Below are 22523 nucleotides of genomic sequence, written 5' to 3' on the forward strand. Positions count from 1 at the left end.
CGGACCTTCCCATCATAGGACAACGTTTACGATCCTTTGCGGAACGACGATGATCTTGCGCGGAGCGTTTCCATTCAGCGCCGCCTGCACCACCGCCAACTCCAGAACGGCTGTCTCGACAGCCACTTGATCGGCATCGCGGGCAATTGTCAAATCACCTCGTTTCTTACCGTTTATCTGTACGGGAAGCGTGATCTGATCGTCGACGACAAGCTCCTTGTCGAATTGCGGCCATTGGGACTGGGCAATCAGGCTGTTCCCGCCAAGCAGCGTGTTACATTCCTCGCAAAGATGCGGCGTCATCGGGGCCATGATGCGGATCAGGATATCAACCGCATCCCTGACGGCGGCAAGGGTTGCTGCATCGGCACGACCGCCCGCGACCGAGGAAAGCGGCGCGGCCAGCGTGTTGACCAGCTCATGCATGCGGGCAATCGCCTTGTTGAAGGCAAGCTTGTCGAGATCTTCGCCAACCGCCTTCAGCGCTTTGTGTGCTGCCTTGGAAATCTCGGCTGCCTCACCCTGTTTCGCCGGTGCTGCATGCGCCGATTTGAGCGCCGGCGCGGCTTCTCCGAGAAGGCGCCAGACGCGCTGGACGAACCGGTGGGCGCCGTCGACGCCTGCCTCGGTCCAGATGACATCGCGTTCGGGCGGCGAATCCGACAGCATGAAGAAACGTGCCGCGTCCGCACCACAGGAATCGATGATATCGTCCGGATCGACCACGTTCTTTTTGGACTTCGACATCTTTTCAATGGAGCCGATCGTCACTTCATCGCCATTGTCGAGCCGGTAGGCACGGCGGTCGCCCTCGGTCTCTTCCACGCGGACATCGGCCGGCATCAGCCAGCCCTCATCGCCCTTATAAGTCTCGTGCACCACCATGCCTTGGGTAAACAGGCCCTTGAACGGCTCCTTTATGCCGACATGGCCGGCAATCCGCATCGCGCGGGTGAAGAAGCGCGAATAGAGCAAATGAAGGATCGCGTGCTCAATGCCGCCAATATACTGATCGACCGGCAGCCAGCTATCTGCGGCGGCCGCTTCCGTCGGCTCTGGGGATTTCGGTGCCGTAAATCGGGCGAAATACCAGGAAGAATCGACAAATGTGTCCATCGTATCGGTTTCACGGCGGGCATCGGCACCACATTTCGGACATGCCACAGAGCGCCATGAGGGATGGCGATCAAGCGGATTGCCAGGTTTTTCAAAGTCGATGTCGTCGGGCAGTTCGACCGGCAGATCGGACCGAGGAACCGGTACAACGCCGCAACTGTCACAATGGATGACCGGGATCGGGCAGCCCCAATAGCGCTGGCGTGAAATACCCCAGTCGCGAAGCCGGTAGTTGGTTTCGCGGCGCGCCTGCGGTTTGCCGTCAAGCTCGATGGATTCAAGCCTATTTGCGACCTCGTCGAAAGCATCACCGGGCGACATGCCATCCAGGAAGCGTGAATTGATCATCACGCCGTCGCCGACATAGGCCTCTTCCGTGATCTGGAACGTTGCGGCATCAGCATCGTCGGGCATGACGACAGCGGTGACCGGCAGACCGTATTTGTTGGCGAAGTCGAGATCGCGCTGGTCGCCCGAGGGGCATCCGAAAATCGCACCCGTGCCGTAATCCATAAGCACAAAGTTGGCGACGTAAACCGGCAGAAGCCAATCCGGATCAAAGGGATGGCGTACCTTGATGCCCGTGTCGAAACCCTGTTTCTCGGCTGTTTCGAGCGCTGCGACCGATGTGCCCATGCGGCGGCATTGGTCGCAGAAAGCTGCGAGGTCGGCATTGTCCTCAGCCGCTTTGACGGCAAGCGGATGGTCCGCGGCAATCGCCATGAAGGATGCGCCGAAAAGCGTGTCCGGACGCGTGGTGTAAACCTCCAGCACGGTTTCGCCCGCCGGTGCGGTCTCCGAAACGATCTGCCATCCCATATGCAGGCCTTCGGAGCGGCCGATCCAGTTTTTCTGCATCAGCCGGACCTTTTCCGGCCACTGATCGAGATCGTTCAGGGCTTCCAGCAGCTCCTGGCTGAAATCGGTGATTTTGAAGAACCACTGGGTCAGCTCGCGCTGCTCGACAAGCGCGCCTGAGCGCCAGCCGCGTCCGTCCACCACTTGTTCATTGGCAAGGACGGTCTGATCGACGGGATCCCAATTGACCTTCGACTGTTTGCGATAGACCAGATCATGCTCGAGGAAATCGAGGAAAAGCTGCTGCTGGTGATGATAATAGTCGACATCGCAGGTCGCGAATTCGCGCGACCAGTCGAGCGACAGGCCCATGGATTTGAGCTGCGCGCGCATGATGTCGATATTCTGGTAGGTCCAGTCGCGCGGATGCACCTTGTTTTGCATGGCGGCGTTTTCGGCGGGCATGCCGAACGCATCCCAGCCCATCGGGTGAAGCACGTTATAGCCGCAGGCGCGCTTGTAGCGAGCAATGACGTCACCCATGGCGTAATTGCGCACATGGCCGATATGGATGCGGCCCGACGGATAGGGAAACATCTCCAGGACGTAATATTTCGGCCTTGGATCGTCATTATCCGCTTCGAACAGTTTCCGCTCGTCCCAGATCTTGCGCCAGCGCGGTTCCGCTTCGCGCGGATTGTAACGTTCAATGGCCATCGAAAGGGGGTCCGTTGCTATTCTGAAACTTTGCGCGGAGCTTCACCACGAAACCCGGCGAGCGTCAACTGTCCGGCCTTCAAATTGGCGCGAATGAGCCGCAAAACGGGATTGCGGACGGCTTGTCAGCCGGAGAAGAATCCATTGTGCCGCAGCCACGGCTATGTCATGAGGCTCTGGAAGTCTGGAAGATTACCCGGAAGCAGAACATTATGAGTGCCACGGACAGATTGAAGCTGGTTCGCGAAGAGGTGGCGAAAGCGTCGGTCGATACCGGACGCGCCGGCGATGCGGTTACGATTGTTGCGGTCTCGAAAACCTTCGACGCCGACGCCATCGTCCCGGTGATCGCGGCCGGGCAACGCGTGTTTGGCGAAAACCGGGTCCAGGAAGCGCAGGGAAAATGGCCTGCGCTGAAAGAGAAAAATGCCGATATCGAACTGCGCCTCATCGGGCCGCTGCAATCCAACAAGGCGGCGGATGCCGTAGCCCTGTTTGATGTGATCGAAACCATCGATCGGGAGAAGATTGCCAAGGCGATCGCGGCTGAAATGAAAAAACAAGGCCGGCAGCCCAGGCTGTTTGTTCAGGTCAATACCGGCTCTGAGCCGCAAAAGGCGGGTGTCGAACCGAAGGATCTAGTGGCGTTCGTCGACCGTTGCCGTCGTGCGCACGGCCTTACCATTGAGGGATTGATGTGCATTCCGCCGATTGCCGAAAATCCCGGCCCGCATTTTGCCTTGCTTGCCAAGCTTGCCGAAGAGACGGGGTTGCAAAAACTGTCGATGGGCATGTCCGCCGACTACCAGACGGCCATCGCGTTCGGGGCGACGTCGGTGCGGGTCGGATCGGCAATATTTGGCAGCCGAGACAAACCGGTCGCCGCGCCGTAGAAGCCGCGCCCAACCCGTCGCATTGATCTAAGGTCTGATTTACCCTGGACGCTCCGCTTTGTATGTGTGGCGGCGCAGATGCCGGGTATTGCAGCGGCCGGGAACCGGTGTTTACTCACATCTGCGGCTGATATGGCTCCGGCCTGGCGATGGGAACGTCCTGCTCGAGGCGCCAGACCGCAAGAGCGGATGAGGAACCCACGGTTCCGGCAGGTCCGCGATGGGAGGAAAAAATGGGCAGCAGCTATCAATCGGTTTATGACGGATGGACATCTGATCCTGAAGGTTTCTGGGCGAAAGCCGCAGAAGAAATCGACTGGTTTTCGCCCTATGACAAGGTGTTTGACCCCGATCAGGGGACCTATGGCCGGTGGTTTGCCGGCGGCAAAACCAATACCTGTTTCAATTGCCTCGACCGTCATGTGGAGCGCGGCCGCGCCGACCAGCCAGCCATCATCTATGACAGCCCGATCACCGGTGCGAAAAAGAACTACAGCTATGGCGAGCTTCTGGTCGAGGTCAAGGCGCTTGCCGCCGTTCTACAGGATCAGGAGATCGGCAAGGGAGACCGGGTGATCATCTATATGCCGATGATCTCGGAAGCCGTCATGGCAATGCTCGCCTGCGCCCGTCTCGGCGCGATTCACTCGGTGGTTTTCGGCGGGTTTGCCGGCCATGAGCTTGCAACCCGGATCGACGACGCAAAACCGAAACTGATCATTGCCGCCTCCTGTGGCATCGAGCCCAACCGGGTGGTCGCCTACATGCCGATGCTGGAAGAGGCGATTGCCGAGGCCAAACACAAACCGCAGGGCTGTCTTGTCCTGCAGCGTCCGCAGGAAACGGCTCCGCTGACGCAGGGACGTGACACCGATTTTGCCGAGGCAATGGAGAAGGCGCGCGCTGAGGGCCGCGACGTGGCCTGTGTGCCGGTCGATGCGACCGATCCACTCTATATTCTTTATACGTCCGGCACGACCGGACAGCCGAAGGGCGTCGTCCGTGACAATGGCGGCCACATGGTTGCGCTCAACTGGACCATGAACGCCATTTACGGGGTTAATCCCGGAGAGGTGTTCTGGGCAGCGTCCGATGTCGGCTGGGTGGTGGGCCATTCCTATATCGCCTACGCGCCGCTCTTGCATGGAAACACGACCATCGTCTTTGAAGGAAAACCGGTCGGAACGCCGGATGCCGGCACGTTCTGGCGTGTGATTTCCGAACACAAGGTCGCTGCACTCTTTACGGCCCCGACGGCCTTCCGCGCCATCAAGAAGGAAGATCCACAGGGTGATCTTATCGGCCAATACGACCTCTCCGACTTCCGGACACTGTTCCTGGCGGGCGAACGGGCCGATCCGGACACGATCGAATGGGCGCGCGAAAAACTCCGCGTTCCGGTAATCGATCACTGGTGGCAGACGGAAACGGGCTGGACCATTGCCGGCAATCCGGTGGGTCTTGGCATGCTGCCGGTCAAACTGGGCTCGCCCACGGTCGCCATGCCGGGCTACGATATTCAGGTTCTCGACGATGAGGGCCATCCCGTCGAACGCGGCACACTTGGCAATATCGTCGTCAAACTGCCGATGCCGCCCGGCTGCCTGCCGACACTTTGGAATGCGGAGGACCGGTTCCGGGAAGCCTATCTTGCCGAATTTCCAGGTTACTACAAAACCGCCGATGCCGGTTTCATGGATGAAGACGGATATCTGTTCATCATGGCGCGCACCGACGACATCATCAACGTGGCCGGTCACCGGCTGTCTACCGGCGCAATGGAAGAAGCCATCGCCTATCATCCCGATGTTGCCGAATGCGCCGTGATCGGCATTGCCGACAGTCTGAAAGGACAGGTCCCGGCAGGTTTCCTGGTTCTCAACTCCGGCGTGGAGAGAAGCCCCCAGGATATCGAGAAGGAAGTCGTCAAGCTGGTGCGGGAGCAGATCGGGCCCGTCGCCGCCTTCAAGCAGGCCCTTACGGTCGTACGTCTGCCGAAAACGCGTTCAGGAAAGATCCTGCGCGGAACCATGCAGAAGATTGCCGATGGCGAGGCCTGGAAGATGCCCGCGACGATCGACGATCCAGCGATACTCGACGAAATCGGCGAGGCGCTGCAGACCCGAGGTATCGGCCGCCCCTGAGCCGGTTGCAGTCTTGTCCGCGACCGGTACGGCCCTATGATTATTTGTCATTGACCGGCGCAGCCATCGCGTTCACTGTCTGCCGTCGGAACGGACAAGTCTGTTGGGCTGGGGGCGGAACACATGGACGGCAAGAATGCCATAGTTACGGGCGGTGCGCGCGGCATCGGTTATGCCATTGCAAAGCGGTTCCTGATTGACGGCGCCCGAGTTGTTGTCGCCGATGTGGATGAAAAGGCCGGTGAAGCCGCGTGCGAAGAGCTTTCAGCCCTGGGTGATGTCCGGTTTGTGGCCGCCGATGTCGCAGAACGGCTGGATGTTCGAAATCTTGTCGCCAATGCGCTTGATGCATTCGGCGACATAGATGTTCTGGTCAACAATGCCGGAACGTCCCACAAGGCGGATTTTCTGGAGCTGAAGGAGACCGATTTCGATCGGGTCATGGGCGTCAATCTGAAGGGCGTATTCCTGTGCGGCCAGTCGGTTGCGCGCCATATGGTCGACAAGATCGAGAAAGGCGGCGATCCCGGCTGTATTATCAATATCTCCTCGATCAATGCAGTGGTCGGGATACCCGATCAGGTTGCCTATACAGCCTCAAAGGGTGGCGTTGTGCAGTTGACGCGCGTCATGGCGCTGGCACTTGCGCAATATGGCATCCGCGTTAACGCAATTGGTCCGGGATCGATTATGACCGATATGCTCAAGGCGGTTGTGACAGACCGCGAGGCGCGCGAACGCGTCCTGTCGCGCACGCCGCTCGGGCGTATCGGCGAGCCGGAGGAAATTGCCGGTATAGCCGCGTTTCTGGCGTCAAAGGATGCAGGCTATGTGACCGGGCAGACCGTCTACGCCGATGGCGGGCGCCTGCCGCTCAACTATACAGTGCCGCCGAACGACAACTGACTGCCGACCCCTGTCATGCTCCTGACAGAATGTTGTCAGGAGGCCTGTGTCATAAGATCTTCGTAGACATGATTACGGAGATGACAATGTCCTCTAATACACCTGAACATGCCGCTGTCTGGTTTGAAATCCCGGTCAGCGACCTGAAGGCCGGGATGGCGTTTTACAACGCGGTTCTTCAGACCGAACTGGTCGAGACCGATATGGGGCCTCAGACCATCGGTATCTTCCCGAACAAGGAGCCCGCCACTGGCGTGGCCGGCCACATATATGCCGGAAACCCGGGTGTTGCGGGCAAGGGAAGCACTGTTCACCTTGCCGTGCAGGAGAAGCTTGAATCAGCCATGGACCGTGTTGTCGAGAACGGTGGAAAGGTTGTTTCGGATATCGTGACCATCGATTCCGGACGCTTTGTCTATTGTCTCGATCCGGATGGAAACAGCATCGGGCTGTTCAACTGACCGGGCCTGGCGATAAGGTTGAGCCGTGTGTTCGGGCCATGAGCGGCCCGGGCGCACTCCTGACAGTGCGGGGGCCATGACATGCGTCGTGCAGACCGATTGTTCCAGATTGTTCAGTATCTGCGGGGTGGCCGTCTGGTTACCGCCGCCTCTCTTGCTGAGCGATTGGAGGTTTCCGAGCGTACCATCTACCGCGATATCGCCGACCTGCAATCAACGGGGGTCCCGATTGATGGGGAGGCTGGCGTTGGTTACATCATGCGCGAGGGTTTTGATCTGCCGCCGCTGATGTTTTCGCGCGACGAAATTGTCGCTCTTGTCACCGGCGCGCGCATGGCGCGGGCTTGGGGTGGCGCCGCGGTGGCGCGGGCTGCCGAAGAGGCGCTGGTCAAGATCGAGGCCGTCCTGCCCGATGGCGAGCGCAACCGGATTCAACAGACGGAAATTCACGCCCCGGATTTCATGATGCCGGATGAGGATCGCCACCGCTTCGACTTGCTTGAAAGGGCCGCCGACCGCAGGCAAGTGCTGGATGTGGAGTACCGGGATGCCGAGGGCGCAGCTACGGCACGGCGTATCCGTCCGCTCGGCCTTTGGTTCTGGGGCAAGGTGTGGACACTTGCGGCCTGGTGTGAGCTCAGATCCGATTTCAGGACATTCCGGCTCGATCGGATGGACAAGATCCGCGAAACCGGTGAAATCTTCCGGCCGGAACGCGGCCGGACGCTGGCCGACTACTACCGCAGGGTGGAACGGGATCAGGAGCCGAAAGGCCCGGACCGTTATCCATAAGGTCTGCCGGGCCCCTGTTGTCGCACGCTTGCATCGGCCCCATGCAAGGCGTATTGCCGTTGGACCTGATTGACGCGCAATCCGGAAGGCAGGTGTTGTGGGCGCCGATGTATATACCCTTGATCTGCCGCTTACGTTTATCGCAGCGGTCGGGTTGATCGTTATGGCCGGCTCGATTGTCCAGTCGGGCCTGGGAATGGGATTTGGTCTGACCGTCGCCCCGCTTTTGGCATTGCTCAATCCCGAGCTGGTGCCTGCACCGACTCTTTTTCTTGGTATGTTGACGGCAGCCTGGGGCGCCCTGGCTGAGCGGGCGCATATTCGCTGGAACGAGGTTGCGGTGGCGACGGGAGGGCGGCTTATCGGCGCGGTGTTGGGTCTCGTCCTGTTGTTGATCGTCTCGACTGCATCCGGTTTCAGTCTGCTGTTTGGCGCAATGGTTCTTGTCGCGGTGGGGCTGTCGGCCGCCGGGCGATCCCTGCCTTTCAACTGGGGCTCGCTGGGATCGATGGGTTTCATATCCGGAGCGATGGGAACGATCACGTCTGTTGGCGCGCCGCCGCTGGCCCTTGTCTATCAGGGACGCGAGCCCGATGCGGCACGCGCCACCCTTGCGGCCTTCTTTGCCATCGGCTGCGGCATTTCACTTGCGGGCCTTTACTGGGCCGGTTGGGCAGGATGGCGCGATGCCGCGCTGGCGCTGGCCATGTTGCCGCCCATGTTCGCAGGCCTTTGGGTCGCCCGTTTCTTCAGACTGCGGTTCTTGCGCTGGTATCGACCATGGTTGCTCGGCGTTGCCGGGATGGCCGGAATTCTGCTGGTTCTGCGGGGGCTGACGTGACCCCGGTACTTTCCGTTCTGCAGTTTGCCGCGCGCCACGGGCGCTGGCTCCTTGTCCTTGGGTTGGTCGCCGGTGTCGCGTTGCCAGGCATTGCCGCCTTCATGGAAAAGCAGCTTCCGATAGCCGTGGCGCTGCTGTTGTTCTTCTCCGCTTTGCGTGTCGGGCCCCGGCAGGCTTTTGGCGCGACACGGGATATCGGCCAGTCTCTCTACTTTGTTCTGGCCCTGCAACTGGCCTTGCCGATCATTTTTGTTCTAGTGCTGATTGCAACGGACTGGCGGAGCCCGCTGGCTTTCGGATTGGCGCTGATGCTCGCGGCTTCGCCGATTTCCGGAAGTCCGAGCCTGGCTATCCTGCTTGGCAAGGACAGCGCGCCTTCGTTACGGCTGTTGATCGCAGGTACGGCGCTGCTTCCCCTGACCACGATCCCGGTTTTCTGGATGATGCCGGACCTGGTTGCCGGCAAAAGCGTTTTGGGTGCGGCTCTGCGGTTGCTTCTCATCATCGGCATTGCAACGGCCATTGCCTTTGTCATTCGAGGGTTCTTTTTGAAAAATCCCGGTCCGGCGGGTCTTGGCGCCATCGATGGATTGGCAGCGCTCACCATGGCTATCATGGTTGTCGGGCTGATGGCCGCCGTTCGTCCGGCCCTGGAGAACAACCCCGGCGGACTGGCGTTTAACCTCTTTATTGCCTTTGTTGCCAATTTCGGACTGCAGGCAAGCGTCTATCTCATTTTGAAGCGACCCTTGCCGGATCAAAGCGCTGGAATCGCGGTGTGTGCCGGTAATCGCAACATTGCGCTGTTCCTGGCAGCCTTGCCGGCTGGCGTCATGGAGCCGTTGCTGCTGTTTATCGGCTGCTATCAGGTTCCGATGTATCTGACACCCATCCTGCTCAGGCGCTTTTACCGCTGAACCACAGCTTGCGACGAAAAGCGTCGCTGTAGCGGCTGTCTGTTGAACAGATTCGCGGTAAGCTGCTTGGGTAAAGGTTCTTTGCCGCGATTCGCGCTGATAAGCGCAAGTTTGGCAAAGCCAAGAGGGAAGCCGGTGCAAATCCGGCGCTGCCCCCGCAACTGTAAGCGGCGAGCCTCTCCCAAAAGCCACTGGCCTTGACAGCCGGGAAGGCAGGAGACGGTGATGACCCGCAAGCCAGGAGACCTGCCTTTACGTGAACTGCAAGCCGGGCGGGGTGCCCCGGAAGAGCGGCGAGCCCGGTCCTGGCCGGCACCTGCGCTTTCTTATGCCCCGTCTCTGCCTTTTGAGGAGAGACATGTGAACCACATCAAACAAACAGACGATCTTCACAGATGTCCTTCACCCGGCCGAATGGGAGGGTGAGCGATGTTTCCCGTACAAGATAGTGACATTGGCCGTATCGTCCGCAGGATTGGCCGGCCTGACGGAACCAACATCGTCGCGTTGCGCAAGGACCGGTCGTATCGGCCGCTTTCTGCCGAGGAAGCGCTGATCCAGTGGATGCTCGACCTTCCAACGGGCGCAGCGATCGACAAAGCGGCGCGATATGCGCTGCGCGTCGTGGATGCGGGCCCTGCCATGTCACCCGATGTTCAGCTGTTTTGCGATTATCTGAGGCAGGCCATCGAGGCATCGCAAATACCGGTTTCACCGAACCGGCGCAGGCGCAGGCGGCAACCCTGATATAAAACCGGGCTTATTGCTCGGAGAGTTTCATGTCCGGGCTGTAGGTTTTTCCGGAGACATGCTTGATGACGGCCTGGGCGCATTGCATGCGCCCGGATTCATTGTTGAAACCGTAGGCTGGATCACCATGGAGCTCCCATCCCTGTGACAAAGCTTCGCTGACCTTATGGCAGAAACTGGCATCGTCTGGCCCGGTCAGCAATCTGTAGAGTTTCATCGTGCAGCTCCAATTCGTGTCAGGTTACCGGATGCCGGCTTTTGCCAAAAGCGCCTCGGCCTGTTCCAGATGCAGGCGCTCTACCATGCGCCCGTCGATCTTTATCACCCCTTTGCCGGCGTTTTCGGGCAGGGAAAACGCTTCCACGATCGCTTTTGCCTGCGCAAGTGCGTCCTTGCCAGCTCCGAATGCCTCATTGGCACCGCCGATCTGGCTTGGATGGATAAGGGTTTTTCCGTCGAAGCCCATCAGGTGGCCTTCGGCGCATTCGGCAAGAAAACCGGCCTCGTCGTGAAAATCATTATAAACGCCGTCGAGCACATCGACGCCGGCGGCTTTGGCGGCAAGCACCACCTGCATAAGCCAGGGTGTCATAAATTGTCTTCCGTCCGGAAGGGGGATGTCCGTTTCCTTGGACAGATCATTGGATCCGATCACCAGACAATCGAGGCGGCCGCCGGGCCGATGCGCGGTGTCGGCTGTGGTGAGAACGTTTGCGATACCGCGCGGTGTTTCGATCATTGCCCAGAGCCCGATGGCCGGTTCAGCCCCAACGTCCCGCAGCGCCGCCTCGGCCTGGTCAATGTCGGCTGCACCGTTGACCTTTGGCAGCAGGATGGCGTCGGGGCGCAGACGCGCAGCCTCGACAATGTCGTCATGACCCCATTTGCTTGAAAGGGCGTTGATCCGGATGATCCATTCCTTGCCTGGCGGCCCGGTCCTTGAAAGACGGTCCTCGAGCGCATTGCGCGCTGCCGGTTTTTCATCAGGTGCGATGGAATCTTCAAGATCGACGATAATTGTATCGCAATCGAGCCCGGTAGCCTTTTCCATGGCCCGTTCATTGTTGGCGGGTATGTAAAGGACCGAGCGGCGGGTCTGTTTTTGGCGGTGATGTATGCCTGTTTTTTTCATGGCGTCTTAATGCCTTTCGCCGGGCCGCATCGCAAGGCTGTGTTGTGAGCTCCGACGGTTTTGGAGCTGCATCCTTTACGAATTGTAAGGCGGCGGCGGTTGAAACTGTACCGTTCAATGACCAATTGAATGGAAGCAGACCCGATCTCCAGCGGGTTTACACGGCTGCCGGCTGTTTTGCGGTTCGCCGAATTTGAGAAAGCGGGAGGTAATACGATGGCAAATCTTCGCGCAATCATTGTTGCAGTTGTCGGGCTCGGCATTGCCGCCCTGATCATCGTCGTCATGGCGACCGTCGGGCTGGCTATTGTCGGTTTTGCCGCTGTCGCCTGCGTGGTCGGCCTGATCGCCGCCCGGTTCAATCGGCGCAACCGCGTCCACAAACGCGAGAATGGTCCACGTGTCTGGGACGACGGGAACGGCAAGATTATCGATATGTGATCGGCGATTCTCACCGCCGGGGCCTTCTTTTTCTGTTTCAGCTTTGATAAACGCTTGGCAAAGTTCGCCTGGCGGGCGTTTGTTATGCCTGCTGGCCATCGTCGGCTAAAGCCGGGAAGTATATTGAGGTTCTCGCGATGAAGAAATTTTCAAGACACAGCGGTGTCGCTGCACCCATGCCCATTGTCAATGTCGATACCGACATGATCATCCCGAAGGACTATCTGAAGACAATCAAGCGCACGGGCCTTGGCAAGGGCCTTTTTGCGGAGATGCGTTTTAATGAGGACGGATCCGAGAACGAGGAGTTCGTGCTCAACAAGCCGGCCTATGAGAATGCGACGATCCTGGTAGCGGGTGATAATTTCGGTTGCGGCTCCTCACGCGAGCATGCGCCCTGGGCGCTGATGGATTTCGGCATACAATGCGTCATCTCGACGAGTTTCGCCGATATTTTCTACAATAACTCCTTCAAGAACGGCCTGTTGCCGATCGTCGTGACCCCGGAGGAGCTTGAAATGCTCCTTGACGACGCGTCGCGCGGCGCCAATGCGACCCTGACCGTCGATCTCGTAACCCAGGAAATCCACGGCCCCGATGGCGGCATTATCAAATTCGACATCGATCCGTTCAAGAAACACTGCCTTCTCAACGGTCTCGATGATATCGGTCTGACGATGGAAAAGGACCACCATATCGACAGCCACGAAGAACACATTTCCAACCATCGTCCGTGGCACTGAGCGGAACGGCGGATCGCAAATCGGAGTTCGGCATGCGCAAACTCATCTCCTCCGGTTCGCCCATGGAAGAGGCGGCCGGATATTCGCGGGCGGTTGTGCAAGGCGATTTCTGCTTCGTGGCGGGCACGACCGGTTACGATTACGAGACCATGGAAATGCCGGAAAGCATCGAGGCACAGACTCGAAACGCCCTTTCAACGATAGAGCGGACGCTGACGGATGCCGGTTTCGGCCTCGCCGATATCGCCCGCGTGAAATACTACATCACCGATGCCGCGGACGCCGGCCGGGTCTTTCCCGTTGTCGGGGAATTCTTTGCCGAAGTCAGGCCTGCCGCAACAATGGTTGTCACCGGTCTGATCAGGCCGGAAATGCGCATTGAAATCGAGGCTACCGCCTATAAACCGAAAGACTGACCGGGCTCTTGTCCGACACGAAGACAAACAAGGAATGTTCCATGGCAACGCGTAAACTCCTTCTTCTGCCCGGCGACGGGATCGGCCCGGAAACCATGGCCGAGGTCCGCAAGCTGATCGGTTTCATGAATGAGAGCCACGGCGCGGGTTTTGAGATCGAGGAAGGGCTGGTGGGCGGATCGGCCTATGATGCGCACGGCAAGTCCATTTCCGAAGAAGACATGGCAAAAGCCGATGCGGCCGATGCCGTGCTGTTCGGCGCGGTGGGCGGGCCCAAATGGGACAGCGTTGCCTATGATGTCCGCCCGGAAGCCGGCCTCTTGCGTTTGCGCAAGGATATGGAGCTCTTTGCCAATCTGCGTCCGGCAATCTGCTATCCGGCGCTTTCCGATGCATCCTCTCTGAAGAAGGATGTCATTGAGGGTCTCGATATCCTGATCGTACGTGAGTTGACCGGCGGCGTCTATTTCGGCGAGCCGAAGGAAATCATCGATCTCGGGAACGGCCAAAAACGCGGGATCGACACGCAGGTTTACGACACCTACGAGATCGAGCGCATTGCCGGGGTGGCATTTGAACTGGCGCGCACGCGACAGAACAAAGTCACGTCGATGGAAAAGCGCAACGTCATGAAATCCGGGGTCCTGTGGAACGAGGTCGTCACACGGACCCACGCCGAGAAATACAGCGATGTGGCGCTTGACCACATGCTGGCCGACGCCGGCGGCATGCAGCTTGTGCGCTGGCCCAAGCAGTTCGACGTCATTGTCTGCGACAACCTCTTCGGTGATATGCTGTCTGATGTCGCGGCCATGCTGACCGGTTCGCTGGGCATGTTGCCGTCGGCTTCCTTCGGTGCGCCGGACGGGAAAACCGGCATGCGCAAGGCGCTTTACGAGCCGGTGCATGGGTCAGCTCCGGATATTTCGGGCAAAGGCCTTGCCAACCCGATTGCCATGATTGCCTCATTTGCGATGTGCCTGCGCTACTCCTTCGATATGGTGAAGGAGGCGGAGATGCTTGAAAAGGCGATTGCCGATGTTCTGGAGAACGGATTGCGCACAACCGATATCGCCGCCCCCCATGCTGAAACCGTTTCAACGTCTGAAATGGGTGATGCGGTCCTTGAACGGTTCCGTTCTTTGACTGCCTGATCGATCAAGGAACCGCCGCTAAAGCAGCGGTTGGCGAAACAATGGACCATCAGGACAAGGCGGATACGGAAAACCCGGCAGGTTTCGCATCTTCGATGCGCGCTGTCGGCCGCCGTCTGTCGGATCGGTTCAGGTCGAATGTCGTTGCAAACCGTTCACTTTTGAAGCGGCGGCAGTCCTTTATCAAACGGTCCTTCCGCGTGCGAGGCTGGCGCTACCTGTTCCTGACCGTCATGGTGGTTATCCTGGTGGCGGTGGTGCTTGACAACCCGGTGGGCGCTTACCGGCATCAATGGCCGGCGGATATTCTCAGATGGGCCTTCCGCTTGACCGATATCGGCAAGTCGGGCTGGATCCTTGTTCCGACCGGCATCCTGGTGCTGGCCGGATTCCTCATCGACTGGTCCGGCTTTAAGGCGCGAACACGGCTCGTGATGGCGAAATGGGTCGCCGCCAGCGCGTATATCTTTCTATCGGTGGGTATATCCGGACTGATCGTTGCGGTCCTGAAACGAGTTATAGGGCGTGCGCGGCCTGTCCACTATGAAGAGCTTGGAGCGTTTTACTTCCAGCCCTTTTCAAATGCCAGCTTCGCCAGTTTCCCGTCCGGCCATTCAACCACATCCGGCGCGTTTTTCGCCGCCGTTGCCATCTTTTTCCCGAGCTTGCGATTTCCCGCCCTGGTGCTTGCCGTCTGGCTGGGGTTCACACGGGTTCTTGTCGGTGCCCACTATCCGAGCGATGTGATTGCCGGTGTTGCCTTCGGAGCTTGGTATGCCTATTTCACCGCGCTTTTCTTTGCCGGCTATGGAATACTTTTCAAGGTTCATGAGAACGGAATGCCGGTGCGAAGGCCAGGCTATCAGCTGCAAAAGTTCCTCTTAAGGGGCTGATTGACCGCCTCTCGGCTTCTTTCAGCGATTGACTCCAACGACAGGCGATGTAAAAGGCCTGCGAACGGAGATGAAAATGCACGTTTCAGAACTGCATAGCTGGCATGAGTGCCGTCCGGCCGATCGGGCCGGCGACCTTCTTGCATACATCCGTTTTGTCAAAACAACGGCCACGAAGACGACCAAAACGGTCTGACGTCTCTGGCTTGTCCGCGCTCTTCCCGGTCCAGCCGGGGAAGGGACCCGCAATGGCCGGCGGGTTGCGAACAGGAAGAGAGACAGGAGTAGGACACCATGGGATTTCGTGTCGCAGTCGCCGGTGCCACAGGCAATGTGGGCCGGGAAATGCTGGAGATTTTGTCGGAGCGCAATTTTCCGGCGGACGAGGTCATCGCGCTGGCATCCAGCCGCTCGGTGGGCAAGGAGGTTTCCTTCGGAGACGGGACTCTGACCGTCAAGAACCTGGAAACACACGATTTTTCCGATACCGACATCTGCCTGATGTCGGCCGGCGGGTCAGTGTCACAGAAATGGTCGCCGAAGATCGGCCAGCAGGGATGCGTGGTAATCGATAACTCTTCGGCCTGGCGTTATAATGCCGATGTTCCGCTGATCGTGCCGGAAGTCAATGCCGACGCGATCAGCGAATTTTCCAGGAAGAACATTATTGCCAATCCGAACTGTTCAACGGCCCAGCTGGTTGTCGCCCTCAAGCCGCTTCATGATGCAGCCGTCATCAAGCGTGTCGTGGTTTCGACCTACCAGTCGGTTTCAGGCAGCGGCAAGGACGGTATGGACGAGTTGTTCAACCAGACACGGGCCGTCTTCGTGAACGACCCTGTCGAGAAGGGCATCTATACCAAGCGCATCGCCTTTAACGTCATTCCGCATATCGATAGCTTCATGGAAGACGGATATACCAAGGAAGAATGGAAGGTTCTGGCAGAAACCAAGAAAATGCTGGATCCGAAGATCAAGGTGACGTGCACCGCTGTGCGGGTTCCGGTCTTCATTGGCCATTCCGAAGCTGTCAATCTCGAGTTCGAGAAAGAGATCACGGCCGAACAGGCCCGTGACATCCTGCGCGATGCGCCCGGTTGCCTTGTTGTCGACAAGGCCGAAGATGGCGGTTATGTCACGCCGCATGAATGCGCCGGCGAGGATGCGACCTATATCTCGCGTATTCGCGAGGATGCGACGGTCGAAAACGGTCTGAACATGTGGGTGGTATCGGATAATCTGCGCAAGGGTGCGGCGCTCAATGCGATCCAGATAGCCGAACTACTGGTCGCACGCGGCCTTATCAAATCGAAGAACCAGGCCGCCTGATAGCTGGTTTGCCGGGTTAAAAAGGACGGGCTGCTCTTTGCGGCCCGTCTTTTGTTTTCAAGGTAAACAGGCGGCCTCGCTTGTCGGCCTTTTGTTTCGATGCCGGAACGAGCGTTGAAATTGTTAAGCCCTTTTGGATTTAACCTTGGATTTGAACGGACCATCTGCGCAACGTTCATATCAGGCACCGACCGTTTAAGCTGTCGCCAGAAGCTCCGATGGCGCCGGCAAGCGGTCTAGACTTTGAAAAACCGTCACAGTGATTGTATAAAATTCACAGACTTCACGCTTTAAAAGAAATTCGAGGGGGCTTTTCTTGAGATCCGCGACGATAAACGGCTTTTTCAAAGTGGCGCTTGTTTTGACCGCAACGGTCATGGCCGGCGGACCGGCACTTGCCGCCAAATGCGGCAATACAGCCGCAGGATTTCCGCGCTGGGTGGAAGAAACCAAAAAGGAAGCGGCGCGCAAGGGCTTTAACCAGAGGACCATCAATGCGACGCTCGGTAATGTCTCTTACAAGACCAAGACTATCCGGCTTGACCGCAATCAGCGCAGTTTCAAGCTGTCGTTGAACCAGTTCATGCAAAAACGCGGCGCAAATGCCATTGTCAGCCGCGGCAAGCAGATGAAGAAACGTCACGCAAAGCTGCTGAACTCGTTGGAGAGGCGCTACGGTGTGCCGCCAGGGGTCATTCTGGCAATCTGGGGCATGGAAACCGGCTTCGGCGGCTATATGGGCAAGGAAGACACGATTTCAGCCCTGGCGACGCTTGCCTATGACTGCCGCCGTTCCGCTTTCTTCACAAATGAGCTTTATGCGGCCATGACCATCATCCAGCAGGGTCAGCTTACGCGCAAGCAAATGCGAGGCGCCGGGCACGGCGAGCTCGGCCACACCCAGTTTCTACCGTCCAGCTATCTGAAGTTCGCCGTGGACGGGGATGGCAACGGCCGCCGTGACCTTGTGGGCTCGCGCACCGACGCGCTGGCCTCGACGGCAAATTATCTGCGTGCCTATGGCTGGAAGCGTGGACGCGGCTATCAGCCTGGCGAGACAAACTTCCGGGCTATCCAGGCCTGGAATGCCGCGAAGGTCTACCAGCAGGCCATTGCCATCATCGCCCTGAGAATCGACAGCTAGGTTTTCGGCTGTCCGCCTGTCCGATCGTGCTATTCACCCGCGCCTTATCCTTGCGCGGGTGAGGCCACGGCCCCTCCTTCAAACAACCGCCTGTGGCGCCTGATGAGATCGGCGATGCTTCTGATCACATCGGTGATATGCGGCTCATGACGATCTTCATCGTGGCTGACAAGCCACTGGTCGTGCGCCAGTTCAGCAATCGGCTCGCTGCATCGCACCAGCCGCGGCGAAGCGTCACCGATGAAACAGGGCAGAACAGCGAGGCCGGTTCCGGTGGTCAGCGCGGCCATCAGCGCAGCCGGTGAATTGCATGTCAGGACTGCATCGCGTTCAAGATGGGTGTCGAGCCAGGCCGCCGAAGGCGGCTTCGGCCCGTCGTGAAAAATGGTCAGCCAGTCGCAATCCCAAAAGCGTCGCCGGGCCTTGGCGGCGGGGTGGGTTTCTACGTAATCCTTGTCGCCGTAGATGGAGAACTCGACCCTGACGAGACGCTGTCCGGCAAGCCCCAACCGTTCCGGCCGCCGGTTGCGCAAACCGATGTTCGCCTGTCGGCGTTGAAGGTCCATTTCGCCGATGCCGGTGATCAGGACGAGGTCGGCCTTGCCATCCTTCGGGCGCAGCTCGGAGAGCTTGTGGGCGAGGAAGAGGCCGGTCCAGAAACCGACCGCGATCCTGATTTTTCTCGACGGTTGAGTCCGGTCGCGCCAGCGGTCCACCTTTGCGGCCTCGTTCTCGACACCCTCGGCGATCTCGAGCAGCTCGTAGCCGGCCGTTGTCGGTGTGTACCCGTCCTGGCTTCGGTGAAACAGTTCCATCTCCAACGCACGTTCAAGCGCCAGAATGCGGCGGCCCAGAGTGGGCGCGCTCAGCCCGGTTGTCTGGGTGGCCATGGACAACCCACCGGCCCTCGCGACGGCGATGAAGACCCGCAAATCCTCCCATTTCCACTTTTCATTCATGAAAAGATCCTAACAAAACTGTCCGTTTTCATGACGAAAAAGGTCGATTATGGCTTGCATGTGCTGACCAGTCTCGACGTGACCATATGGGGTACGGATGATGAAAACAAACAAAAACAGTTATATAGAACTATTTGGGATGAATGATACGCCGCTGGGCATGGGAAGTTGGGCTTTGGGCGGCCCTTTTTTCAGTGGTGAAAAATGGCTTCTGCCTAAGGGTGCGCCCCTTGGATATGGAAAAACCAGCGACCCGGTATCGATCCGCGCCATCCATTGTGCCATCGACCACGGTGCGGCTGTCATCGACACAGCTGATGCCTATGGAACCGGCCACAGTGAAAGGGTGATCGCCAGAGCCCTGAGGAACCATCGCGATGGTGTTCTTCTAGCAACGAAGTTCGGCAATGTCATCGACGAAAGGACAAAGGAGCTGATTGGTACACAATGGTCCGAAGGCTATATCAGGGCGGCTCTGGAGGCCTCTTTGCGGCGTCTCGAAACAGATGTGATCGACATATACCAGCTTCACATTTCTGAGCTGGCCATGGATGAGGCGGAGCGTGTTGGAGAGACCCTTGCCGCCTTATGTCGGGAAGGAAAAGTCCGTTATTACGGATGGAGCACCGACGATCCCGAGCGGGCGAAACTGCTCGCCGCGAAGCATGGGGCGCAGATGGCCCAGTTCAATATGAATGTGTTGCAGCCGGCAACCCGGATGGTGGAGATGTGCGAGGCGCATGATCTGTTCGGGCTGGTCCGACTGCCGCTCGCCATGGGGTTTCTGAGCGGAAAATACACAGCGCAAAGCAGCTTGCCGGAGGACGATATACGCTCCGCGCCACCGCCGGATCTGGTCTATTTCGAAAGCGGTGGCCGTGCCAATGCTGAATGGGCCGCGCGCCGTGATGCAATACGCGATATCCTTACGAGCAGTGGCCGCACCCTTGCACAAGGAGCACTGGCCTGGCTGTGGGCGCAGAGCGACCGTATTATTCCAATCCCAGGCATTCGCACAGAGGCGCAGGCGAAAGAGAATTTCGGGGCCAGGGCGCATGGCCCGCTCCTTGAGGAGCAGGTTATTGAGATCGACAACATTCTGGACCGGAGGGTCTAGGCGTCTTCCTCGGCCTCGGCGCGGGCGGTATTGGCCAATGACTGATCAAGCTGTTTTTGTTCCGGGCGGACAAACTCGCCGCTGCCGGCGTCCATGACCCATAATTCGCCTGTCGAAATGTCGAACCAGGCCCCATGAAGATCGAGCTTGCCGCGCTTTTCGAGGATCCGAACGCAGGGAAATGTCCGCAGGTTGGTTATGGAATTGCGGACCGAGACCCGTTCCAGCGCGGTCTGCCGTTCCTGCCCGTCGGCGAGTGCACCGGACTGCATCTCCGATTTGACCGGATCAAGCAGGCTCATCCACTGGCCGATAAAATCGCCCGGCGAAAGAGGGGTCGCGCCGGGATTGAGCGCTGCGGATATGCCGCCGCAGCGGCCGTGTCCCATCACCACGATATCGCGCACGCGAAGAGACTGGACGGCAAATTCCAGTGCCGCCGATGTGGAATGAAAGGATCCGTCCGGCGCATAGGGCGGAACGAGGTTGGCGACATTGCGCACAACAAACAGTTCTCCGGGCCCGGCATTGAATATGGTTTCGGGAGCCGCGCGCGAGTCGCAGCATGCGACGATCAGTGTTTTGGGCTTTTGCCCCCTGTCGGCAAGTTCCCTGTATCGGTCACTTTCTTCGCCGTAACGGCCGGACATGAACTGGCTGTATCCGGCAAGCAGCCGGTCTGGAAAGGTGTTCATGGTCATTGTCTCCCTATAACCCGCTTACGCGGGGAGGCCGGCCTCATCAGCCGGCGCATATTAACGAGAGCAAAGGGGCGCTTCAGACTGTCCGCCTCGCTCTCCAGCGCAAGTTCGTCGGCGCCGCGCTTGACCGTGCGGGCCAGGATTTCAAATACGGAGGCGCTTGCCGACTGCAGCGATTTTTCGTCTGCCTTGCCGTTCATGACATGGGCGAGCATCAGCGAGGCCAGGAGATCGCCCGGTCCGTTCGGCGGTCTGGCGATTTCCTGATGTTCGGCCATCAGGGCGTCCTGCGCCGTTACAAGAATGTTTCCGGTACATCCGGACATCATGGGCAGGGCGGATGTGACAACCACGCGCTTGGGGCCAAGAGACCGCGCCGCCTCGACGATCTGCATGTTGTCGTCAAAGGTTGTGGAGCAGATCCATTCAAGTTCAAAACGGTTGGGCGTGGTCATCGTGGCAAGCGGGATCAGACGGTCGCGGACCTCTGAAGCCGTTTCCTCCGGCACATAAAGGCCATTTGCATCCCCGATGACCGGATCGCAGACATAGTGGGCGTCCGGGTTCTGGTCCCGGATCGTTTTGACGAGCCGCTCGATTGCCGGCGCCTGTCTGGCGTCACCGAGATATCCGGAGAGCACGGCGCCGACTTCTCCTATCCAGGGTGCACGGCAAAGATCGTCGACAATGGCGGCAAAATCCTCGATCGGCAGCATCGAACGGGTCGCCGGTCCATGCCCCGGGTGCCAGGGCAGGACGACAGTGGGCAGGGCCCAGACCGGATGGCCAAGCGTTTCCAGCGCAAAGACCGCCGCACGGTTACCGACCGAGCCCCGGACCACGTGGCTCGATATGACCAGGACCGCTCCCTGATCCGGTTTGTGATGCGTGTCGACGGACATGAGCTTCCTCAGTTGCTCTGAAGGAAATTGGCCAACCAGATAACGAGGGCGACGAGTGCGATCAAGGAAAGAATTCGCCCGATACGTGTTCCCCAAACCTCAATCTTATCCGAAGGATCGACATCCTTTGCCATGAAGTGACCGGTTACCGTCTTCGACTTGGTCTTGAGTTTCGGCGCGTGGAGGAGATTGCCTTCGTCCTTGAGTTTTTCAAGGTCCTGCAGCGCCTTGCGAGACTGATCGTCGTGGTCTGCCATTATTGCGATCCCGTGATGGCATCATGATATAGGCATCGGATGCGATAGAGAAGCATCTGAATACGCTTCATCCTATTTGCCGGCGGGGTCGGGCGGTGCCGGTGGAAGAATGCCATTGCGGTTGAGAAAATCAATTGCGCTTGGCCATAGGCCCATTGTCCAAAGATTGCTGTGTCCGCCCTTGTCAAATACTATCAGCTCTTTCGGATCGTTGGCCATGGCAAAGAGCGCTTCTCCATGCTCGAAAGGGATGACTCCATCGGCCTTGCCGTGAACAATTAGAAGCGGCGCATCCACCTCGCCGATCCGTTCCCGGCTTGGGAAGGGATCTCTCATCAAAGTTCTGGCCGGCAGCCACGGATAGGTCGCTGCAGCGACATCAACGGCCGCCGTATAGGGCGCTTCAAGGATCAGTGCCTTTGCGTCCCGCTGTTGCGCCACGGCGACGGCAACGCCGGTTCCAAGCGATTCGCCATGGAGAATAATGTCCGGTGTCCCGGCGCGCAGACGGTCGAAATGCTCCAACGCATCGGAGATGAGCGCGGTTTCCGATGGTGAGCCATCGGCCCCCGCATAGCCTCGATAGGTCGGAGCATAAAGACCAAGGCCGCTGTCTACGATCTGCCTATAGCGGCCTGCCCGGAGGGTGAGGTTTCCGCCATTGCCGTGGAAATAGAGAACTGTCGGCAGGTCCGGTGTTGCCGGTGCCTTGCGCCACACAGCGATACGGGTGCCGTCAGCCATTTCCGCATGGTCAAACGCGACATCGGAAAGGCCATTCTCCACCGGAGCCGTCAAATCGCCGAAGGGCTGGAAAACAAGTTGCCGCTGATAAAGATACATCAGTGCGGCGATGGCGCCGTAAGCAACCAGAACCGTGAGGACGGGGCCGGCCATGCGGCGTGCGAAACGCAAAATCGCCACGTGATAACCTCTTGATCAGGACGTTCCAGCGTCGATACGCCAAAAGACCCGCCGCGTCCATCCGGCTATGGACCGG

24 protein-coding genes and 1 riboswitch are annotated in these 22523 nt (G+C 58.7%); of the genes, 16 read left to right on the plus strand and 8 right to left on the minus strand.

What is annotated here, in order from left to right:
- Positions 1 to 12 precede the first annotated feature (12 nt).
- Positions 13 to 2631, minus strand: a complete 2619-nt coding sequence (gene leuS, locus OQ273_RS20565) for a leucine--tRNA ligase (RefSeq protein WP_267992795.1) — start codon at positions 2629 to 2631, stop codon at positions 13 to 15.
- 212 nt (positions 2632 to 2843) lie between these two features.
- On the opposite strand from leuS, the gene OQ273_RS20570 reads away from it, so the two are divergent.
- The 8 genes from OQ273_RS20570 (at position 2844) to OQ273_RS20605 (ending at position 10332) form a co-directional block, all read left to right on the plus strand.
- A complete protein-coding gene (locus OQ273_RS20570) occupies positions 2844 to 3524 on the plus strand; it encodes a YggS family pyridoxal phosphate-dependent enzyme (RefSeq protein ID WP_267992796.1) in 681 nt (226 codons plus the stop codon).
- Between the two features lie 233 nt (positions 3525 to 3757).
- Positions 3758 to 5668, plus strand: a complete 1911-nt coding sequence (locus tag OQ273_RS20575; RefSeq protein WP_267992797.1) for a propionyl-CoA synthetase — start codon at positions 3758 to 3760, stop codon at positions 5666 to 5668.
- A 123-nt stretch (positions 5669 to 5791) separates the two neighbouring features.
- Positions 5792 to 6574, plus strand: coding sequence for an SDR family NAD(P)-dependent oxidoreductase (locus OQ273_RS20580; RefSeq protein WP_267992798.1), 783 nt, complete (start codon positions 5792 to 5794; stop codon positions 6572 to 6574).
- 86 nt (positions 6575 to 6660) lie between these two features.
- Positions 6661 to 7035 (plus strand): VOC family protein, encoded by a 375-nt coding sequence (locus OQ273_RS20585; RefSeq protein WP_267992799.1) that lies wholly within the window; start codon positions 6661 to 6663, stop codon positions 7033 to 7035.
- 81 nt (positions 7036 to 7116) lie between these two features.
- Entirely contained in the window at positions 7117 to 7827 is a 711-nt protein-coding gene (locus OQ273_RS20590; RefSeq protein ID WP_267992800.1) for a helix-turn-helix transcriptional regulator, read from the plus strand.
- Positions 7828 to 7924: 97 nt separating this feature from the next.
- Complete coding sequence (locus OQ273_RS20595; RefSeq protein ID WP_267992801.1) at positions 7925 to 8668, plus strand: sulfite exporter TauE/SafE family protein; 744 nt, start codon at positions 7925 to 7927, stop codon at positions 8666 to 8668.
- Entirely contained in the window at positions 8665 to 9585 is a 921-nt protein-coding gene (locus tag OQ273_RS20600; RefSeq protein ID WP_267992802.1) for a hypothetical protein, read from the plus strand. Before OQ273_RS20595 ends, OQ273_RS20600 begins: the two co-directional genes overlap by 4 nt.
- Before the next feature lie 57 nt (positions 9586 to 9642).
- Positions 9643 to 9853, plus strand: a riboswitch (cobalamin riboswitch).
- A 161-nt stretch (positions 9854 to 10014) separates the two neighbouring features.
- Positions 10015 to 10332, plus strand: coding sequence for a hypothetical protein (locus tag OQ273_RS20605; RefSeq protein ID WP_267992803.1), 318 nt, complete (start codon positions 10015 to 10017; stop codon positions 10330 to 10332).
- 13 nt (positions 10333 to 10345) lie between these two features.
- Here OQ273_RS20605 and OQ273_RS20610 read toward each other — a convergent pair whose 3' ends face one another.
- Together OQ273_RS20610 and OQ273_RS20615 are read right to left on the minus strand one after the other, a co-directional pair.
- Positions 10346 to 10552, minus strand: a complete 207-nt coding sequence (locus OQ273_RS20610) for a DUF1737 domain-containing protein (RefSeq protein WP_267992804.1) — start codon at positions 10550 to 10552, stop codon at positions 10346 to 10348.
- Positions 10553 to 10576: 24 nt separating this feature from the next.
- Positions 10577 to 11467, minus strand: a complete 891-nt coding sequence (locus tag OQ273_RS20615; RefSeq protein WP_267992805.1) for an HpcH/HpaI aldolase/citrate lyase family protein — start codon at positions 11465 to 11467, stop codon at positions 10577 to 10579.
- 216 nt (positions 11468 to 11683) lie between these two features.
- On the opposite strand from OQ273_RS20615, the gene OQ273_RS20620 reads away from it, so the two are divergent.
- The 7 genes from OQ273_RS20620 (at position 11684) to OQ273_RS20650 (ending at position 17587) form a co-directional block, all read left to right on the plus strand.
- Positions 11684 to 11908: a hypothetical protein gene (locus OQ273_RS20620; protein WP_267992806.1), complete on the plus strand. Its 225-nt coding sequence runs from the start codon at positions 11684 to 11686 to the stop codon at positions 11906 to 11908.
- Positions 11909 to 12045: 137 nt separating this feature from the next.
- On the plus strand, positions 12046 to 12651 hold the full coding sequence (leuD, locus tag OQ273_RS20625) for a 3-isopropylmalate dehydratase small subunit (protein ID WP_267992807.1): 606 nt from the start codon (positions 12046 to 12048) through the stop codon (positions 12649 to 12651).
- 32 nt (positions 12652 to 12683) lie between these two features.
- Positions 12684 to 13067 (plus strand): RidA family protein, encoded by a 384-nt coding sequence (locus tag OQ273_RS20630; RefSeq protein WP_267992808.1) that lies wholly within the window; start codon positions 12684 to 12686, stop codon positions 13065 to 13067.
- Positions 13068 to 13108: 41 nt separating this feature from the next.
- Entirely contained in the window at positions 13109 to 14221 is a 1113-nt protein-coding gene (leuB, locus tag OQ273_RS20635; protein WP_267992809.1) for a 3-isopropylmalate dehydrogenase, read from the plus strand.
- Positions 14222 to 14262: 41 nt separating this feature from the next.
- Complete coding sequence (locus OQ273_RS20640; RefSeq protein WP_267992810.1) at positions 14263 to 15114, plus strand: phosphatase PAP2 family protein; 852 nt, start codon at positions 14263 to 14265, stop codon at positions 15112 to 15114.
- A 294-nt stretch (positions 15115 to 15408) separates the two neighbouring features.
- A complete protein-coding gene (locus OQ273_RS20645; protein ID WP_267992811.1) occupies positions 15409 to 16443 on the plus strand; it encodes an aspartate-semialdehyde dehydrogenase in 1035 nt (344 codons plus the stop codon).
- 376 nt (positions 16444 to 16819) lie between these two features.
- Entirely contained in the window at positions 16820 to 17587 is a 768-nt protein-coding gene (locus tag OQ273_RS20650; RefSeq protein ID WP_267993168.1) for a lytic murein transglycosylase, read from the plus strand.
- A 44-nt stretch (positions 17588 to 17631) separates the two neighbouring features.
- Here OQ273_RS20650 and OQ273_RS20655 read toward each other — a convergent pair whose 3' ends face one another.
- Positions 17632 to 18546 carry a LysR family transcriptional regulator gene (locus OQ273_RS20655; RefSeq protein WP_267992812.1) on the minus strand — a complete coding sequence of 305 codons (915 nt, stop codon included), beginning with the start codon at positions 18544 to 18546 and terminating at the stop codon, positions 17632 to 17634.
- Positions 18547 to 18685: 139 nt separating this feature from the next.
- On the opposite strand from OQ273_RS20655, the gene OQ273_RS20660 reads away from it, so the two are divergent.
- Complete coding sequence (locus OQ273_RS20660) at positions 18686 to 19663, plus strand: aldo/keto reductase (RefSeq protein WP_267992813.1); 978 nt, start codon at positions 18686 to 18688, stop codon at positions 19661 to 19663.
- Here OQ273_RS20660 and OQ273_RS20665 read toward each other — a convergent pair.
- The 4 genes from OQ273_RS20665 to OQ273_RS20680 form a co-directional block, all read right to left on the minus strand.
- Positions 19660 to 20364 (minus strand): carbonic anhydrase, encoded by a 705-nt coding sequence (locus OQ273_RS20665; protein ID WP_267992814.1) that lies wholly within the window; start codon positions 20362 to 20364, stop codon positions 19660 to 19662. The two genes, OQ273_RS20660 and OQ273_RS20665, sit on opposite strands and share 4 nt — an antisense overlap.
- Positions 20361 to 21266 (minus strand): pyridoxal kinase PdxY, encoded by a 906-nt coding sequence (gene pdxY / locus OQ273_RS20670; protein WP_267992815.1) that lies wholly within the window; start codon positions 21264 to 21266, stop codon positions 20361 to 20363. The genes OQ273_RS20665 and pdxY overlap by 4 nt, the downstream gene beginning before the upstream one ends.
- 8 nt (positions 21267 to 21274) lie before the next feature.
- Positions 21275 to 21523 carry a hypothetical protein gene (locus tag OQ273_RS20675; protein WP_267992816.1) on the minus strand — a complete coding sequence of 83 codons (249 nt, stop codon included), beginning with the start codon at positions 21521 to 21523 and terminating at the stop codon, positions 21275 to 21277.
- Positions 21524 to 21595: 72 nt separating this feature from the next.
- Positions 21596 to 22447, minus strand: coding sequence for an alpha/beta hydrolase (locus OQ273_RS20680; RefSeq protein ID WP_267992817.1), 852 nt, complete (start codon positions 22445 to 22447; stop codon positions 21596 to 21598).
- Between the last annotated feature and the right edge of the window lie 76 nt (positions 22448 to 22523).

It is taken from the genome of Hoeflea prorocentri (genome assembly GCF_027944115.1).
In the GTDB taxonomy this organism is placed as follows: Bacteria; Pseudomonadota; Alphaproteobacteria; order Rhizobiales; family Rhizobiaceae; genus Hoeflea_A; species Hoeflea_A prorocentri.

Excerpts from the sequence above, each read along its gene's own strand:
- OQ273_RS20590 (WP_267992800.1), top strand. The coding sequence starts at position 7,117 with ATGCGTCGTGCAGACCGATTGTTCCAGATTGTTCAGTATCTGCGGGGT.
- OQ273_RS20610 (WP_267992804.1), bottom strand. The coding sequence starts at position 10,552 with ATGAAACTCTACAGATTGCTGACCGGGCCAGACGATGCCAGTTTCTGC.
- leuS (WP_267992795.1), bottom strand. The coding sequence starts at position 2,631 with ATGGCCATTGAACGTTACAATCCGCGCGAAGCGGAACCGCGCTGGCGC.
- leuD (WP_267992807.1), top strand. The coding sequence starts at position 12,046 with ATGAAGAAATTTTCAAGACACAGCGGTGTCGCTGCACCCATGCCCATT.
- OQ273_RS20620 (WP_267992806.1), top strand. The coding sequence starts at position 11,684 with ATGGCAAATCTTCGCGCAATCATTGTTGCAGTTGTCGGGCTCGGCATT.
- OQ273_RS20660 (WP_267992813.1), top strand. The coding sequence starts at position 18,686 with ATGAATGATACGCCGCTGGGCATGGGAAGTTGGGCTTTGGGCGGCCCT.
- OQ273_RS20640 (WP_267992810.1), top strand. The coding sequence starts at position 14,263 with ATGGACCATCAGGACAAGGCGGATACGGAAAACCCGGCAGGTTTCGCA.
- leuB (WP_267992809.1), top strand. The coding sequence starts at position 13,109 with ATGGCAACGCGTAAACTCCTTCTTCTGCCCGGCGACGGGATCGGCCCG.
- OQ273_RS20615 (WP_267992805.1), bottom strand. The coding sequence starts at position 11,467 with ATGAAAAAAACAGGCATACATCACCGCCAAAAACAGACCCGCCGCTCG.
- pdxY (WP_267992815.1), bottom strand. The coding sequence starts at position 21,266 with ATGTCCGTCGACACGCATCACAAACCGGATCAGGGAGCGGTCCTGGTC.
- OQ273_RS20585 (WP_267992799.1), top strand. The coding sequence starts at position 6,661 with ATGTCCTCTAATACACCTGAACATGCCGCTGTCTGGTTTGAAATCCCG.
- OQ273_RS20665 (WP_267992814.1), bottom strand. The coding sequence starts at position 20,364 with ATGACCATGAACACCTTTCCAGACCGGCTGCTTGCCGGATACAGCCAG.
- OQ273_RS20650 (WP_267993168.1), top strand. The coding sequence starts at position 16,820 with ATGGCCGGCGGACCGGCACTTGCCGCCAAATGCGGCAATACAGCCGCA.
- OQ273_RS20570 (WP_267992796.1), top strand. The coding sequence starts at position 2,844 with ATGAGTGCCACGGACAGATTGAAGCTGGTTCGCGAAGAGGTGGCGAAA.
- OQ273_RS20655 (WP_267992812.1), bottom strand. The coding sequence starts at position 18,546 with ATGAATGAAAAGTGGAAATGGGAGGATTTGCGGGTCTTCATCGCCGTC.
- OQ273_RS20575 (WP_267992797.1), top strand. The coding sequence starts at position 3,758 with ATGGGCAGCAGCTATCAATCGGTTTATGACGGATGGACATCTGATCCT.
- OQ273_RS20630 (WP_267992808.1), top strand. The coding sequence starts at position 12,684 with ATGCGCAAACTCATCTCCTCCGGTTCGCCCATGGAAGAGGCGGCCGGA.
- OQ273_RS20645 (WP_267992811.1), top strand. The coding sequence starts at position 15,409 with ATGGGATTTCGTGTCGCAGTCGCCGGTGCCACAGGCAATGTGGGCCGG.
- OQ273_RS20605 (WP_267992803.1), top strand. The coding sequence starts at position 10,015 with ATGTTTCCCGTACAAGATAGTGACATTGGCCGTATCGTCCGCAGGATT.
- OQ273_RS20580 (WP_267992798.1), top strand. The coding sequence starts at position 5,792 with ATGGACGGCAAGAATGCCATAGTTACGGGCGGTGCGCGCGGCATCGGT.
- OQ273_RS20675 (WP_267992816.1), bottom strand. The coding sequence starts at position 21,523 with ATGGCAGACCACGACGATCAGTCTCGCAAGGCGCTGCAGGACCTTGAA.